General features: G+C 42.1%; 11 protein-coding genes, 1 tRNA gene and 1 pseudogene. 7 read left to right on the top strand and 6 right to left on the bottom strand.

All coding sequences use genetic code 11. The features are described from left to right. The first annotated feature begins 28 nt into the window (after positions 1-28). From TT12_RS15585 to TT12_RS10320, 5 genes and pseudogenes are all read left to right on the top strand, one after another. Positions 29-649: a hypothetical protein gene (locus TT12_RS15585; protein ID WP_201605491.1), complete on the top strand. Its 621-nt coding sequence runs from the start codon at positions 29-31 to the stop codon at positions 647-649. Between the two features lie 34 nt (positions 650-683). After that, positions 684-806: a hypothetical protein gene (locus tag TT12_RS18510; RefSeq protein ID WP_265089044.1), complete on the top strand. Its 123-nt coding sequence runs from the start codon at positions 684-686 to the stop codon at positions 804-806. A gap of 141 nt (positions 807-947) precedes the next feature. After that, complete coding sequence (locus TT12_RS10335; protein WP_167541664.1) at positions 948-2,258, top strand: SEL1-like repeat protein; 1,311 nt, start codon at positions 948-950, stop codon at positions 2,256-2,258. A 452-nt stretch (positions 2,259-2,710) separates the two neighbouring features. Beyond that, positions 2,711-5,984 (top strand): annotated as a pseudogene (locus TT12_RS10325) (type I restriction endonuclease subunit R). Between the two features lie 389 nt (positions 5,985-6,373). Then, positions 6,374-7,273: a hypothetical protein gene (locus TT12_RS10320; protein WP_045454545.1), complete on the top strand. Its 900-nt coding sequence runs from the start codon at positions 6,374-6,376 to the stop codon at positions 7,271-7,273. 1,016 nt (positions 7,274-8,289) lie between these two features. Here the strand turns inward: TT12_RS10320 and TT12_RS15580 are convergent. From TT12_RS15580 to TT12_RS10290, 6 genes are all read right to left on the bottom strand, one after another. Continuing rightward, positions 8,290-10,776 carry a DUF927 domain-containing protein gene (locus tag TT12_RS15580; protein WP_201605498.1) on the bottom strand — a complete coding sequence of 829 codons (2,487 nt, stop codon included), beginning with the start codon at positions 10,774-10,776 and terminating at the stop codon, positions 8,290-8,292. Positions 10,777-10,873: 97 nt separating this feature from the next. Continuing rightward, positions 10,874-11,086, bottom strand: a complete 213-nt coding sequence (locus TT12_RS10310; RefSeq protein WP_045454542.1) for a helix-turn-helix domain-containing protein — start codon at positions 11,084-11,086, stop codon at positions 10,874-10,876. Between the two features lie 50 nt (positions 11,087-11,136). After that, positions 11,137-11,367 (bottom strand): helix-turn-helix transcriptional regulator, encoded by a 231-nt coding sequence (locus tag TT12_RS10305; RefSeq protein WP_207804049.1) that lies wholly within the window; start codon positions 11,365-11,367, stop codon positions 11,137-11,139. A gap of 125 nt (positions 11,368-11,492) precedes the next feature. Then, positions 11,493-12,401, bottom strand: coding sequence for a coiled-coil domain-containing protein (locus TT12_RS10300; RefSeq protein ID WP_045454539.1), 909 nt, complete (start codon positions 12,399-12,401; stop codon positions 11,493-11,495). Between the two features lie 153 nt (positions 12,402-12,554). Then, a complete protein-coding gene (locus TT12_RS10295; RefSeq protein ID WP_045454536.1) occupies positions 12,555-14,018 on the bottom strand; it encodes a tyrosine-type recombinase/integrase in 1,464 nt (487 codons plus the stop codon). Between the two features lie 172 nt (positions 14,019-14,190). Continuing rightward, positions 14,191-14,267: transfer RNA gene (locus tag TT12_RS10290), tRNA-Arg, on the bottom strand. A gap of 358 nt (positions 14,268-14,625) precedes the next feature. On the opposite strand from TT12_RS10290, the gene TT12_RS10285 reads away from it, so the two are divergent. Further along, entirely contained in the window at positions 14,626-15,258 is a 633-nt protein-coding gene (locus TT12_RS10285; RefSeq protein ID WP_045454534.1) for a c-type cytochrome, read from the top strand. A 230-nt stretch (positions 15,259-15,488) separates the two neighbouring features. Further along, positions 15,489-16,451, top strand: a complete 963-nt coding sequence (locus TT12_RS10280; protein ID WP_045454531.1) for an ABC transporter ATP-binding protein — start codon at positions 15,489-15,491, stop codon at positions 16,449-16,451. Positions 16,452-16,479: the final 28 nt, after the last annotated feature.

Genomic DNA, 16,479 nt, shown 5'->3' with positions numbered 1-16,479 from the left:
TTAAGCGTATCAAAAAATAGAGTGAGCTATGAAAAACAACGTATTAAGATATCGCAAAATAAGAGGCATTAACCGCCGTAAGCGCACTATTGAAAAATGGGGCGAAGCTAATAAAGTTCTTGATGTTGATCTGTTAAATCAAGAAAAGCGAGATTACGTTAAGTTTTTGGTAGCTCCATGGTCACGCTTGTCTTTGATTAATAGTATCTATCCTGAGCCAATTGGCGACTGTGAATATCTATTGATTAAAAATGTGCAAAATATCTATCAGTCATGGAAAGATTCGCTAGAAAAGTTGCAAACCCCGTATTATTTACAAATCTGGCTATTTGAAACGTACATCAGTCGCTCACAAGTAGTTTGTGCGATAGAGGATTACAAAGACTTTTATCAAAATACGTTTGAGCCAATAGATGAGCAGCCCGAAAATGGTATTCAAAGCTCTATTCACTATAATTCAAAAACCGCTGAATACTTAGATCATTTTGAATGGAAACTTTATCGAAGGCTTGACTATTATGATATGGCTGATGAAGAAGATGTAGAGATGTTGCAAGACATTGACCCTATTAGATTTTTAAGAAAAGAAAGCATTGAAGGGCAGGAGCAACAGATCGTTGAAATCGATAAAGTGTGGTTGATCTCATAAGCCCAATTCATAACTTAATAATAAGAATCTCACCATGACTCAGACAAGTACTGCTATTAACGCGCATAACATCACTTACGAATCTGTCTTTCAAGCCGATATTGTCAGCCAAATGCAGGCGCAAGGTTGGCAGTTGAGTCATGCCAGCGGTTTATGACTATAGTATTAAGCAACGGGAATGCCCTTATACAATAACTTGATATAAATAAAATACCCTATATCCATTCCGCCCTAATATGTAGAGGACAAAATGAAAGTGTCAATCGTACCGCTAAGAATCAGACACAAAGTAATAGCTTTGAGCGCTGCTTTAGCGCTATCGTTATCCGCGCATGCAACCAGTTTTAGCAGTACCAAAGCGCTGGCGGAACAAGGTCATGCCGCCGCTCAATATAGCATGGGCGCGATGTATGAGATGGGCGATGGTGTGCCCCAAGACCCTAATAAAGCGGTAGCGTGGTATAAAAAAGCCGCTGATCAGGGCGTGGCGGCAGCGCAATACGATATGGGCGCGATATATATGACAGGCGAGTATGTGCCGCAGGATTATGCTACCGGCGCAGAATGGTTCCAAAAGGCTGCCAATCAAGGCGACAGCATAGCGCAATATAATCTTGGCGCGATGTATCAAGAAGGCTTAGGGGTAGAGCAAGATTATGCCAAGTCGCTCGCATGGTTCGAGAAATCTGCCAATCAAGAGGAGCCATTCGCGCAATATAGCATGGGCGCGGTGTACCAAGAAGGACTGGGCGTGACGCCTGACTATGCCAAAGCGGTCGAGTGGTATCAACGCGCCGCCGCACAAGATAATGTGATGGCGCAGTACAGTTTGGGCTTGTTGTATCAAAGCGGCATTGGGGTCGATCAGGATTTTACCAAAGCCTATGACTGGTATCAAAAAGCCATTGAGCAAGGAGATCTTGACGCTCACAATAACATCGGCGTGATGTATGAAGCAGGCTTAGGCGTGACGCAAGACTATAGCGAAGCAGCCAAATGGTATCAAAAGGCTGCCGATCAAGGACATGCAATTGCCCAAAACAATATTGGACAGTTTTATATAAAAGGCTTAGGTGTGACGCAGGATTATACCAAAGCACTGTATTGGCTACGAAAAGCCGCCGCGCAAGGTGATGATTTGGCGCAAAATAATTTAGGCTATATGTATGAGAACGGTAATGGGGTTGCGCGTGATTATGCCGAGGCTTTTAAATGGTATGAAAAGTCTGCCAACCATGGCAATGCATTGGGTATGGGCGGTTTGGGCTGGGCATACTATAGTGGTCAAGGCGTTGAGCAAAACTATGTTAAAGCCTTTGAGTGGTCACAACAATCTGCCAATCAAGGTGAAGCTGCTGGTCTAAACAACCTTGCTGTGATGTACTTAGAGGGCAATGGCGTACCGCAAAATTATGCCCGCGCCATGACGTTATTTAAACAAGCTGCCGCCCAAAATCATCCGTTCGCCCCGCGTAATCTGGGACTGATGTATATGAAGGCGCAAGGGGTAAAGCAAGACAACGTGCAGGCTAAGGAATGGTTTGATAAAGGCTGTGGCAATGGCGACTTGCAATCATGTCTTGGCTCTAAACTGTTAAATATGCCTTAAAATGACTTCCGCATATTAATAGATATAATTATGAATCATCCCGATCCAATTACTAAGTGCTACAAGCAGCTATTCTGGGCGCTCATTTATAGCCCTATTATTGCTTATCTAATAAATGCTTACTTAACTTACAGCGGGTACAAAAAGCACGACTCGAATTATACTGTTTCTTTAGAGTTTTTTAGTAGTACCGCTAAGTATATGCTGGACGATATTACCATTACTTTAATGTTCCTTTGGATTCCCTATGTTTGGATTGTAATTATTCCTTATCTGTTTATTTTTTATAAGGCACTTACTTCCAAAAGAGCAGTCGCTGAGAAATATAGAACGCTACTATTAACGTTTCTGCTAGTGCTGCTTTTTATATTTGCTAGAGAGTACTCAGACCTTATAGCGCTTTCGACCTAATTGTTTTAAGCAAAATAATAATAAAACTAAACGGACTTAACATGACCAACGCCCACGATATCACTTACGAATCTGTCTTCCAAGCCGATATCGTCACTCAAATGCAAGCGCATGGCTGGCAAGTAGGTCATGCCAGTGGCTATCAGGCAGAGACTGCACTATATGAGCAAGACGTACTCGACTTTGTGCAGACGACCCAGCCAAAGGAATGGGAGAAGTTTTGCCGTACTTCCCTATCGACTCTGAGCGCCACTTTATCACCGCATTAGTGAAGCAGCTAAACAAGGCTGATGAACACTCAACCGATCAAGCCTCACGCACTTATGGCACATTAGGCGTATTGCGTCACGGTCTAAAGATTCGTAATGCGCGCTTTTCATTATGCCAGTTTAAGCCTGAGCATAGTCTCAACCCTGAGATCATGGCACGCTATGAGGCCAATATCTGCCGTGTCGTTCCTGAGGTGGTGTATAGCCCGCATGCTAGTTTAAAAGACAGCACTGACGGCAAGGTCGCTAAGCGTAACCGTATCGATGTGGTGCTGTTCGTCAATGGCTTGCCCGTCACAACGATGGAGCTAAAGTCGGAGTTTAAGCAAGCGGTACAAAATGCGATTACTCAGTATAAGAAGACACGCCTGCCAAAAGACCCTGATACTAAAAAACCTGAGCCGTTGCTAATGTTTAAGCGTGGCGCATTGGTGCACTTTGCCGTCAGTCAGTATGAAGTCTATATGACAACCAAGCTGGCAGGTAACAGCACCTACTTTTTACCCTTTAATAAAGGCACTAAAGATGGCGGCGCGGGCAATGATACGCCTAGCGATAGCAGCCGTTATGCCACCGATTACCTCTGGAACGAGGTGCTCACGCCAGAGAACTTGCTATCGATCCTTGGGCATTTTATGCACTTGCAGATAGAGGAAGAAGAAGACGCAATTGGTCGTAAGTCTAAAAAAGAAACTATGATGTTTCCGCGCTATCATCAGTGGGATGTGGTGACCAAATTGGTCAATGCGGCCATTACTGAGGGCGCTGGGCAAAAGTATTTGATTCAGCATAGTGCAGGGTCAGGCAAGTCCAACTCTATCGCATGGACAGCGCATCAGCTATCGACCCTATATAACAGTGACGGTGATAAGCAGTTTCATTCAGTGATTGTTATTACTGACCGTACCGTACTTGATGACCAGCTTCAAGAGACCATCTATCAGTTGAACATGCCGATGGCGTGGTGGGCAAGATTAATAGAAAAGAGGGTGATGGCTCAAAGTCTGAACAGCTAGCTAGCGCACTGGTGAACTCACAGCCAATTATCATTGTGACTATTCAAACCTTTCCCTTCGTGCTCAAAGCGATTGAAGATTCAAGTGTGCTCAAGTCACGCCGTTATGCCATCATTGCCGATGAAGCGCATTCCTCACAGACAGGCTCAACGGCACGCCAGCTCAAAGAAGTACTGATCTCTGGTGAGATAGAGATTGATACCGAGAAGCAAGCAGATGATGAAAAGCCGCTCTCTAGTGAAGATATGCTCGATAACGTCATTGCCGCACGCCGCAGCAGTCCTAATCTCAGCTACTATGCCTTTACTGCCACGCCTAAGCCGAAAACCATCGAGCTGTTTGGACGTCTGCCTAATCCTGATTTGCCAGCCTCAAAAGATAACCTGCCAGCCGCTTATCATGTCTATTCCATGCGCCAAGCCATTGAAGAAAGCTTTATCCTAGATGTGCTAAAAAACTACACCAACTATAAAGTGGTCTATCAGCTCAAGCAAAAGCTTGCCGCTGCTGATGACGAAGTCGATGCTCGCCGCGCCAAGATTAAGCTCAATAATTGGGTACGCTTGCATGAGCATAATATCGCCCAGAAAGTGAAGATCATCATTGAGCACTTTAATGACAACATCAAAGGCTTACTTGGTGGCCAAGCCAAAGCGATGGTGGTGACCGGTTCACGTAAAGAGGCGGTACGCTACAAGCTCGCCTTTGATAACTATATCGCTGAGTACGGCTATAGAAACATCAATGCCATGGTCGCGTTCTCAGGGGAAGTGACCTTCAATGACAATGACCCTGACAGCGGCGCATTACTTGGTGAGAAGTTTACTGAGCACAATATGAATATTGGCCTAAAAGGCCGCGACCTACGTAAAGCTTTTGACAGTGATGACTATCAGGTGATGTTAGTGGCTAATAAGTTCCAGACAGGCTTTGATCAGCCCAAGCTATGCGCCATGTACGTTGATAAGAAGCTAACGGGTGTGGACTGCGTACAGACCTTATCGCGCTTAAACCGTACTTATAAAGGTAAAGCTGAGAGTGGCACGTTTGTGCTCGACTTCTTTAATGACCCACAAGATATTTTAGAGGCCTTCCAGCCATATTATGAGACTGCAACCTTAGCGGATGTGTCTGACCCTGATCAGGTGTTTGACCTTTATGAGAAATTGCGAGCATCTCAAATTTTCTTATGGCACGAGGTCGAGCAATTCGTTGAGGCCTTCTACAGCAAGAACAAGTCTAACGCCGCCATCAGTAATATCTGCAAGCCAGCGGTTGAGCGTTGGCAGAAGCGCTACAGCCAAGCACGTGAACAAGCACAGCATGCCAAAGTGATGCTAGAGCGTACCAAGGCCACGGGCGATGTGGTACTGATGACTAATGCTGAGAATGACTACAAAGGTTTTAGGGCCGATCAAGACGCGCTGGAAATATTTAAAAAGGACTTAGGCACCTTTACCCGCCAATATGAGTTTATGTCGCAGATTGTGGACTATGACGACAAAGAGCTAGAGAAATTGAGCCTATACGCGCGTAACTTACAGCCGCTATTACGTGAAAGCGTGGACAACGAAGATGAGGTTGATCTAAGTAACATCGTTATGAGTCATTACCGCGTCTCAAAGCTGCATCAGCAAGACTTAAAGCTACAAGAGGGCAAGTCTGAGTATCAACTAGATGGTGGCAGTGGAGCGGGCACGGCCACGCCTAAAGACAAACAAGAAGCACTGCTATCACAGATTATTGATAGATTAAACGAGGTTTTTGCTGGTGAGGATTTTACCGATAAGGACAAAGTGAACTTTATGAATACTATTTGGAATAAGGTCACTGAGAATGAGCTCGTGGTCAAACAGTTTACCAATAATAGTGTTGATCAGATTATGCTGGGTGGTTATCCAAACGCTGCCGAGGACGCTATGTTTGATGCAAAGGGTACGTTTGAAGACATGACTATGCATCTACTGTCTAACCCGAATCAGTTTAAGCAGTTTATTCGATTGATGCTCGATACGAAGCTGGGTGCTTAAGTTTTAGGATAGGTTATACAGAGAGTAAAGGGTACATAGTATGACGGATAAGAATATTAACCTTTGTGATACTAAAGATGAGAAATTGCGTTATAACATCAGTATGCTACCGTCCTCGCTTCTTTTGAAGAAAGGTATGCTGAAGGCAAAGCTTTAATGAGGAAGTTGACAAAAGAGCTGTCTAAAATACCTAGAAAGCAGAAGTTCAGGTTGCAGATATATTTAATAACTTAGCTACGACGCAGGAAAAAGGAAGTATTAAACCAGAAGATATAAGCTTAGAAGAAGGAGAGCTATCCAAACATCCTTATGAGTCATTAGTACGTACGCTGCTTGGTGCTGAAGAATCAACCCACTTACTTGAGCATGCCAAGATTGTAGATGACAGTTTGAGTCAGAAATTTAATAGTAAGCTTATTATAAATTTTAAGACTTACTTATTTAAGACTTTTAACTATGAAGATGAGGCGCTTAATATAAACATGCCAATAGGGGATTTCTATTCGTTTATAGTGCTTAGCTTTATCGCTAATCTTGATGCTCTAGTTCATGCAGCTTTTTATTCAAAAGATATTAGGCCGATTAGTCTGGGCTGGTTGTTTATGCATAAACGAGATCCAGATAAATGGGAATATGACACAGTAACTTCAAAATACAAGCTAACTAACAAAAATGGTAATCCTTTCACTTGCACCTCACGATCGTTCATACACTTTATATTAACAGATCTTTATTTTTATAGTAGCGAGAAAACTAAACAAGTCCGTAAAAAAACAAAGCCCAAAGAAATGCCAAAAGGTCATTATGGTCTTCGAAATGAGATTAATTGGAGAACGGATGATGAAGATGGTCAGTTGTATAGTTTTTTAGATAGAAAAAGCGAACGTGATAGTAAGAGAAACTGGATTAGTCTTGAAGAGTTTTATTGGTTGTTGGGTATGGAAGAGTCTCTAGAAGATGAGCCTGACAAAGCATTAGTTAGTTTCCAGAAATCGTTTGTAAGATATATAAAAAATGAAGATATAAATGAACTTGGTGGACTTCCTCCTACTGCTGAAGGTATGACTTGGTTCATATATGCTTTCTTTCAAAGTATTTATGAGCACACGGATAAACTCAACAAGCAGACCAAAAAACAACATTGTGTTATCTGTGATGAGTATTATGGATTGTGGGAATCAATGACGGCCAAGTACGAGAAGATGATCAGTGAGCATGTAAACAATCCACGGGTCGAATGGCCGGATTATTTGAAGAAACAAGCCACACATATTGAACGTATGGCTTGAATATAACTGGTAATTACCAGCTAGCTACCTATTTGCTTGATGGGTTATTGTCACGGCCGCCACCTGATGGGTTGCCTGTTGTGCTCGGCCAGCCTGCGCCTTGACCACCATTGTTCATATGAATTTTCATAGTTGTTACTCCGTTAAGTGTTTAGGTTATATAGTCAGTTGCTTACTGCCTACAACCAATATATTAACGGTTCACAAAAATTGAATCTCCCCCAAAAATAAGGATTTTGGTCAAAAGTTATACAGTTGGTTAAATACTATTAAAAATGGGTAGGATCACATAAAAAATGATACTGCTCTCACTGCCAAATCCGAATCGCTATTTGAAATTCAATAGACTTATGTTTTATATTAAGTTAGGTGTTTGGACGTGAATCAGGTTTTTTGACGAGGCTTTTAGGCGTTGTGCAAGATGATGAATAAATCGATTTTCCCAAAATTTTTTGTTTCCGTTTCCTCTGATTTTTCCATCTTTGTTTCCATAAAGGGGCTTGATTTATTTGGTCTAAGAGTCAATTTTTCTTGTTTCCATTTTACTTGGAGATAGGGCATCTTGTTTCCATTTTTTCCTGTTTACTGCGTTTTGTTTCCAAGTCTGTTTCCATATATTTGGTAAAATTCTTAAGAGAAACAGAGAGAAAATAACAATTTTGTACTTATGTATTTGATATTTTAGCTAAAAAAAGTTGGGTTTAATGGCATGTAACTCTTGGGTTTAGAATACAGTTCAGCATCTCACAACCTATAATGATAATCTAAAAAATTTACCATATTACTTAGTAGAGGGGTTTTGTTATCAGAATAGTTTATAAAGCTTCCTGATTTTTCTATGCTTCGCTATTTTACTTGGGACAAACGGGACAGACGGGACAGCGCTTAATTGGTATAGCTTACAGCCGTCCCGTCCCGATTTTTAGCAATGGGACAGACGGGACAGAAAAGCCAAAATATAAAATCCTGTCCCGTTCGACCCGTTATGGTTTCTAGCAGTGGGACAGCGAAATCCTTTAATACATATGGCCTGTCCCGTTCCTCCCGTCTGTCCCGTTCTTTTTCATAGGTTCACAAGAAAGTATGTTAGCAGTAACCGCGTAAACAGACGGGCGATGCTTACCATTAAATAAAGTATCAGGCGTTTTATAGATTTTACGATCACCTTGATTGAGCAGTAGTAGGTCGGCTTCCTCTAATACTTGTAATACTTTCTTTTTACTAAAAGGCGCACATACGCTATCAAAAGTTTCTTTAGAAAAATAATAATCCCCCGTGTCCATATTGCGATAGCCTATACGGTTTGGTGTCCTCTCTTCAAAGTTTAAGCGCGTGTTTTTATAGCAAGGCTGAAAGCGACTTGATCCATGCTGTTCAATAAATGCCTTGATATGATCTATGATTTGGCGTTGTTCATGTTCACCATCACGCCCATAGTTATCAAGCCAATTATCTAAGCAAGTCATCACGGCTGCGGTTGCTTGTCCTGCTTGCCAGCCCGTTATACCTGCCTGTGTTGCCAGCTCACCAGCTGCGCTTACGATAGCGAACCGTTTAGCCACTCTATGCGCTTGTGCTGTCAGGTCGCTGTACTGACTCATAAAGTCACTGACAAACTGCCCAGCGTTGGCGGTGGTCGCTGTCTTGTCACTGGTGATATGTTCTAGCCATGCTATGCCAGCTGATCCATAGTAAGCGTGTGATAACTCGTTGATCTTGTCGGCTTGGGCTTCGCTTGTTTTTGCTAGTATCAAACTATCAAACGTCTTTAACCCCTTGCCAGCATCAGCATCTATATGCGCCACTCGAACCTCAATACCTGCATTGGTTTTTTGCCCTGCTTGTGCCATGAAGTTCTGTAGCGACTCCTCACCATTAGACAAAAAGATAATGCGCCATGTTTTGGCTATGCGATTGTGTCCCGTGGTGGTGCTTCTACCTTTACCGTGACCATTAGCCAGCATGTAAACGGTTTTACCGACTATTTTAGGGTCACATTCGCTGATTTCATCAAGTGGCAGAAAACTGTCGTTGTGTTCGCTTGCTGTGCCCTCTAGGGCGTTGTCAGTGCTGCGCCATGTCTTAACGTACCTATCAGGGTTGCCCCATACGCTAGCAGCCAATTTAAGCGATAATGACTTGCCCATGCTTGATGATCCTAAGAGGTGAAAACCGCCCCCGTCATATTCCAATAGCTCCAGTAATTGACCAGCGAACGCGCAAGCAATAGAGAAAACGAATCGGCTTTGTTCGGCTAGTGGTTTGCATAAGTTATCACGCCACTGGGCTAGCTCTCCTTGCTGGGACAGTGTGCTATTGATTGCATGGGCAGACTGATAGACGATAAGCTGCTTACCATCGCTGCCTATGGCTCTGTCAGGTAATATATATTGCTTATCGTGCCAGCCTAACTTATCCACGCATAACGCCCGTTTGTGAATAGGGTAGTTTTGAATATAGGTGTCTAAGTAATTGCGCTGTTTGGGGTTGGTGGTAATGTTCAATCCTTGACTAGCCAGCTCCTTGCGATACTCACGGGCATCACCTTGTAATAGTGCTAATGGCATTGACCACGTATGTGGCACACCATCATCATCACGCCATTGCAATAACCGCCCCCATGTACCGCTGCTTGTGTCCCGTGTCTTAGCGATAACCTCAATCGGTGAACAAACAAACGCTTTAAACTTAAAGGTTATATTTGCTGGGTCATCATCGTTGTACTTCACGAAAAATAGCCCATCGTGATAGAGCTCAAAACGCCCATCACTATAGATCATTGGTTCATTCAGCTGTGGATCATCGCGCCATTCAGGATAATAGGCAGTATCTTGCAAATTGATTAGCTGGGTGTCACTGTCTGCTAGTATCGCTTCGTAGCTGTCATTTTGTAGCATCGTGACGATATGAGCCACCGTAACCAATGCTTGAGCCTTTACACCTGCCAGCTGGTTCATCAAGCCTTTATCGTCAAGTGTCATCGGTACAGTGACTTGTGATCCACTGCTCCAGTGCTGCACCATCTTTTTAAGGCATTGCTTTGTTTTGTGAGGGCTAATGATGATCGTCTTATCACTAGCCATTAGGTGCATATAAACATCAATACCGCTATCAGCGTCATTAAAGGCTATCACCTCATTGGCTTTGTTTGGCTCACCAATGACGATAGCGCCATAACCTGTAGGATCAATGACAATAGGCTTTGCTTTGCTGTTTGGTGTGTAGAATACCGCGCCTACTGTATCGCCTTGCTTGTCGGTGATTGCTATGGCTATCGTGTTGGCTGTGGGTTCGGTTTTGCCAATTTGTTCACCATGATATATAGTGGTGTCGTCTGTAGAAAATAGCAGCCGTTCAGGTTCTAATATGTCACAGATTTTGATTAAAAAAGTATCGCCTACCAGTTGCTCCTGCGTGGCTGGTTTGCAGCCTTGTAATATAGTGTCAGCGCCCGTGTTCACAGCACGGGTTTTTTCATGTATATCTGTTAAGGTAGTATTCATCTAGTCCCCCTCGTAGACGATTGGCATAAAGGGGTATCACCTGCCTTGAGTGTGCCTTGCGTATTGTGGTCATTATTAGTTATGGTGACGGTTTGTTCTATCCAATACGATTTGTATCGCTTACCATTTTTTTAATCATTTCATCTTGAATGACTATACCTTTGGCTCGTAATTCACTAATGCGTTTCAAGCAACAAGTCATGCCGTACTGGTCATAAGCCTCCATATTTGAAAGCCTTTTACCTGCCAGCAAATGATTAAGTATTATTTGGCTATAAGTTTTCTTGGTAGATTGCTTTGAGGTGGTCATAGTTTATACCTCGCCGCTATTAGTAGTGTTGTGGCTATCTAGCCAGCTATTTATATCAGACAAGCGCCATAGCTGGCACGCCCAATTTTGATCGGAGCGGGGAATTTATTTTCATTAATCAGATGATAGATATGCTTAGCAGAAAAACCAGTGATACCGCGTGTGGCGGCTTTGGAGGTGATAGCACGTTGCTGACCTGATCTGGTCGTATAGGTCTTAGCGGTACGTGCTGGTTGATTGGCAAGGTCTGCCATTCTTAGGTATTGATCATTTAATTTCATTCTCATTCACTCCATAGCAGTTAAAGGAATTACCAGTAATGGTAGGTTGCTATAGGTGAATGTTAAGGATAGGCTGGTCTGATGTCGTTTCTATAGAACTTTTGAAAATTTCTAATAGATATATATTATGTCGGAAGCTTTTGATTTAGATAGTTTTTTGATTCAGGAAATTTCTTTTTTAAAGTGCCTTCTGATATACCGCTAACTCCTTTGTACTTGTCTAAAATAACTTGAATTAGTAGTTCTTGGGTATAGTTTTTTTTAGCAGCATCTTGTATACAGTGCATGACTGCGCCTAGTATTAATAAGCTATCGCCTTGCCCTTCTTTTTTATTGGTATTAGTTGGCCTATCTGCTTGGTTATTTAATTGGTCATTGAGTTTATTTATGTCTTGCTCTTGCTGTTTGATCAGGCTATTAGCGATTGCGAGTTCTTCAAGCTGCTGTGTCAGGCTAGCGTTTTCAGACTTTAGTTTTTCGTTCTCGGACTCTAATTTTTCGATTTTAGACTCTGCTGCTTCCATTTTGATTTCATTCTCCATAGTCTTAGTCCGCTTTTTATTTAAATGCTCTTCTAAGTCTACCTTGAGCACACCGAATTTATTACTCTCAACCTCTATACGAGCGTGATAGCCGAACAGTGGTGAACGTCCACCAGTTTTAAATGAAATGATATCACCCTCTTTAGGTTCGAGATTATCAATTGGATTACTATCTATATCGAGTGGGTTCAAACGATAAATTCTAGCTCTCTCTATTACTATCTTCTCTAGAAAACCTTTAAAAATTAAAATGGCTTCGACGTTGTTTTCGATACTAAAGTAACCTTGTAATTGTTTGTGGTGCGGCTGATATTTGCCTTCACTTCTAAATTCCCATGTTACCCATCCTTTATATTCAAAAACTATTGGTATATTTCTTTCCTCTATAAATTTGATGACTTTACCTTGATTGAAGTTTCTTTCTGTCTTTTTATTTAAATACTCAACCACTTCGTCAATATCCATTAAATGACTATATTCGTCCATAACCATGCCTCTACACCTATAAATAAGAAAGACGCAAAGCATTAACAGCTAAGAGTACGGTTGCTATCATTCGGATTGTTAATCCTAGCCTTGCGATTTGATATGACAGCGATTGAGGCTATCAAGTCCGACTTTTCAGTCTAATACTGAACATACTAATTATATTTGTTTGGCAAGCTGCGCCAATAACTCAGGTGATACGCCTTGCGCTTTCAAACTATTTATCAAAATATCTTTATCTTGCAGTGCAATGTCAGTCGCTTGCTGGTTCCTACTATTCATTTCTTTAGTGACTTCGTCAGGTGTTAATAAGTCAAAGCTAATCCCTTTGTCAGCTCGTAAATCATCTAGATAATTTGCCCATTTATTCATCATCATTTGACGCTGTGCTAAATGTGCTGACAGATCATAACGCTTTTTGACGCTCGATTGCTCAAGGTGCGCTAACTGTATTTCGATGATGCTTTCGGAGAATTGCAGTTCGTATAATCCAGTGCTGGCAAGCTGTCTAAATCCATGACCTGTCATTTTAGGGTAGGGATCACCACTATAGCCCATTCTATTCAACGCCTGATTGAACCATGCTTCACTATATGGCTTGTTTGACTCAAAGTTATAGAAAACATAGCCAGTACTTTCTGTTAGTGGCCTTAAGCTTTCAATAATTGCCATTGCTTGGGATGACAGCGGGATAATGTGATCTTGACGCATTTTCATTTTATGAGCTGGTACACGCCAAACGCTTTTATGATAATCAATCTCTGACCACTCAAAAAACCTCAATTCTTTAGTCCTAACAAAACATAGCGTCATTAGCTGTAAGCCAGCGACAGTTTGTTGATGACCGTTTGGATGATTTTCTATATAGCTGTCAATATTTCGAAGTAGTTCAGGGAATTGGTGCTGCTCAACGGCTTTCATGCGCTCAGCTTTATGAAGTCGTAATGCTTTATTACGTCCGCTGGCAATGTTAACAATGTCATAGCCTAGCGTGTTGATAGCATAGTCAAATATGGAGCTGATAAGTCCCATGCATTTATGAGCGGTTTCAGAGGTATGTTTGCCTTGCTGCTCAAAAGTAGCTTGAATGGCAAGTCCTGTCTTAATAATATCTTGCGCGGTGATTGCACCAATAGGATATTCACCTATATGCTTTAAAATATGGTTATCTAGAAACCCTTGCAGCTTTTGCACGTTCTTTGATGTAGTTTTTGATTTTTCTGACATATAGCTTTTAGCTATGACTTCGAATAAATCTTTTTGTTCGTAGCTGTTTTTATGTCTGTTCTTATGCTCGTTGGGATCGATACCATCATTAATTAGTTTTTTGGCACTATCACGCTCAAGCCTTGCTTGTTTCAAAGAAACTTCGGGCTTAAAATTAGTATCTATCACTTGCGAGGAAAACTTGTAAGTACCTATATGATAAGTTTTTTGCTTTGGCTCAATATCTTTGTCAGATTGGTAGCGATAAGACATTACCCAATAAAGCGAACCTTTAGGATCATGAATTAAGGAGAGGCTGTCACCGTCACTATGTCTGGTGCGTTTAGTAGGTGCTGACTGTTTGGCTATTGCTTTTACACCATTGTCAGTTAGTAGATAGTTTTTGCGCTTATTCATCATCACACCTCTAAGAGTCATAGAATAGCAATGTTGTGTATGTACAACACTATGTACAACATTCTATAGGTGCTACTAGGTAATGACAAGTTATATCAAAAGACATAAAGCGACTAATGTAAAGGGGTTTAAAGGTTTTTGGTAATACTAGGGAAGGCTGTAATATGATGATTGGTGCGCTCGGCGGGAATCGAACCCACGACCCTCGGCTTCGGAGACCGATACTCTATCCAACTGAGCTACGAGCGCATAATAACAACGGCGTACGGTATTATCAACATCATGCCTAAACGAGCGTTATGAGCAGTAAATATGTCGAAAAATAAAGACCGCTTAGTCTAACAAATAAAATCCATAAAGCCAATGAATGAAGACAGTGATTGATGTTTTTTAAGAAAAAACAGGATAGTCATTAAACAAGCATGGCAATCTACCTGCCTTTTCCCTTATAATGACAGGGAGAATTCATATTTATAATCACCGATTACAAGTGTGCTAGTACGCGGGATGGCTGTTTGCTATTGATAACTATTTGGTTGTCAAAGGAGGACAAGCAGAATGTCTGAGCCGTATAAGCCTTTGTATATGTAATAAGAGAACGTGACGAATGAGAAAAGTAGTTATGTTATCGGCAGCTGCCATTCTAGGAATCGCTAGTATCGCGGTGAGCCAAGCTGAAAGTGTTGTAGACACTCCTGTAACTGTTTCTGATGTAGCAGCAGCGCAGGAAGTGGTAGCAAATGCGCCTGAGCAATTGGGTGATGATACCCAAGCTGCTGCAGATACGACTGATAGCGAGGCATCTGCCGCAGAAACTGCCGCTGCCGCACCTGCGGTTGATGAAGAGCCTATTCCGCAAGATACGCCGCAAGTGCAAAAGCTGATTGCTTTGTATCCTAACTTAATTGCTCGCATTCAGCCAGTTGCTAAAGTGTGCTTTGAAGACGATGAAGTTTGTGATGTGACGGCACGCGCCGCTGGCCCAGCAGCGGGTGATGGTCCTCGTGATGGCAAAGCAGTATACAATGCCGTATGTCAGACTTGTCATGCTGCAGGTCTACTTGGCTCGCCAATCTTAGGTGACGCTGGTGCATGGGGACCACGTATCTCCAAGGGTAAAGAAACATTATACACTCATGCTATCAATGGTTTTAACGCCATGCCTGCTAAAGGTGGCGCTGATATCCCTGATGAAGAAGTTCAAAACGCTGTCGATTATATGGTTGGTGAAGCAAGCTAATAGTATTGAATATCTGGCTAAGCCTTTTACCCTATATATCAGTGGAGCGCCTATTTCATTAAATGAGATAGGCGCTTTTTTAATGATGAGTATTATCAATACGGTACTTCTAAGGCATTACAGTTGAAATTCATCGACACTAGCCTCACTTTATGACACTACACAGTCTCTTCTGTCTGTTTATATTCTAAAACTATTTACATAAATTTATAACCAATAAAGAGGTTTTCATGTCTGAGGTACCAGCACTTGCTATCCAGAATTTATCCAAAACCTATAGCAATGGGTTTTCGGCACTCAAAGATGTCAGTTTAACCGTCCCGCAAGGAGGTTTTTTTGCGTTACTGGGGCCAAATGGTGCTGGTAAATCAACCATGATTGGTATTATTAGCTCGCTTTTTAAACCAACAGCTGGCAGCGTAAAGATATTTGGCACAGATTTACTAGAGAATCCGTCAGTCGCTAAACAGTATCTTGGTATCGTCCCACAAGAGTTTAATTTTAATATGTTCGAAAAAGTCGAAGATATTTTGATTACACAGGCTGGGTACTTTGGTATTCCTGCCAAAGAAGCACGCCCACGGGCAAAACGATTATTAATGGCGTTAGGTCTGTGGGACAAGCGCAATAGCAAGTCACGTGAGCTATCAGGTGGTATGAAGCGCCGGTTGATGATTGCAAGGGCGCTGATTCATAAACCAAAATTATTGATTTTGGATGAGCCAACCGCTGGGGTAGATATCGAGTTGCGCCGCTCTATGTGGGAGTTTATGCAGCAGATTAATATCGAAGAAAACACCACGATTATTCTGACGACTCATTATCTTGAAGAAGCGGAGCAGCTGTGCAAACGCATTGCGATTTTGGATCATGGTGAGATTCGTATTAATACCGAGATGAAGGACTTGCTAGCGCAGCTATCGGTTGAGACCTTTGTTTTTGATTTGGAGACACCGCTTACGCGTCAATTGGTTTTGGCAGGAGTGACAGACACATCGCAGCCTGATGATCAGACGCTCGAAGTCACACTGACTGAAGGCGAATCGTTGAATGGTGTTTTTGACCAGTTATCCGAGCAAGGTATCACGGTAGCCAGTATGCGTAATAAAGCAAATCGACTAGAAGAGCTATTTATGCGCTTAGTAGACAAAAATATCCAAAGTGCAGATAGCATGAAGGAGGCAGGGTTGTGAGTCAAGAAATGATAGATCCTAATAAAAC

Source organism: Psychrobacter sp. JCM 18903 (genome assembly GCF_000586475.1).
GTDB lineage: Bacteria > Pseudomonadota > Gammaproteobacteria > Pseudomonadales > Moraxellaceae > Psychrobacter.
This window is presented reverse-complemented; position numbering and strand designations above follow the sequence as displayed.

Bases quoted from the DNA above. Each gene is read 5' to 3' on its own strand.
- TT12_RS15585 (WP_201605491.1), top strand. From the start codon at position 29: ATGAAAAACAACGTATTAAGATATCGCAAAATAAGAGGCATTAACCGC.
- TT12_RS18510 (WP_265089044.1), top strand. From the start codon at position 684: ATGACTCAGACAAGTACTGCTATTAACGCGCATAACATCACTTACGAA.
- TT12_RS15580 (WP_201605498.1), bottom strand. From the start codon at position 10,776: ATGAATACTACCTTAACAGATATACATGAAAAAACCCGTGCTGTGAAC.
- TT12_RS10310 (WP_045454542.1), bottom strand. From the start codon at position 11,086: ATGACCACCTCAAAGCAATCTACCAAGAAAACTTATAGCCAAATAATA.
- TT12_RS10305 (WP_207804049.1), bottom strand. From the start codon at position 11,367: ATGAAATTAAATGATCAATACCTAAGAATGGCAGACCTTGCCAATCAA.
- TT12_RS10300 (WP_045454539.1), bottom strand. From the start codon at position 12,401: ATGGTTATGGACGAATATAGTCATTTAATGGATATTGACGAAGTGGTT.
- TT12_RS10295 (WP_045454536.1), bottom strand. From the start codon at position 14,018: ATGAATAAGCGCAAAAACTATCTACTAACTGACAATGGTGTAAAAGCA.
- TT12_RS10285 (WP_045454534.1), top strand. From the start codon at position 14,626: ATGAGAAAAGTAGTTATGTTATCGGCAGCTGCCATTCTAGGAATCGCT.
- TT12_RS10280 (WP_045454531.1), top strand. From the start codon at position 15,489: ATGTCTGAGGTACCAGCACTTGCTATCCAGAATTTATCCAAAACCTAT.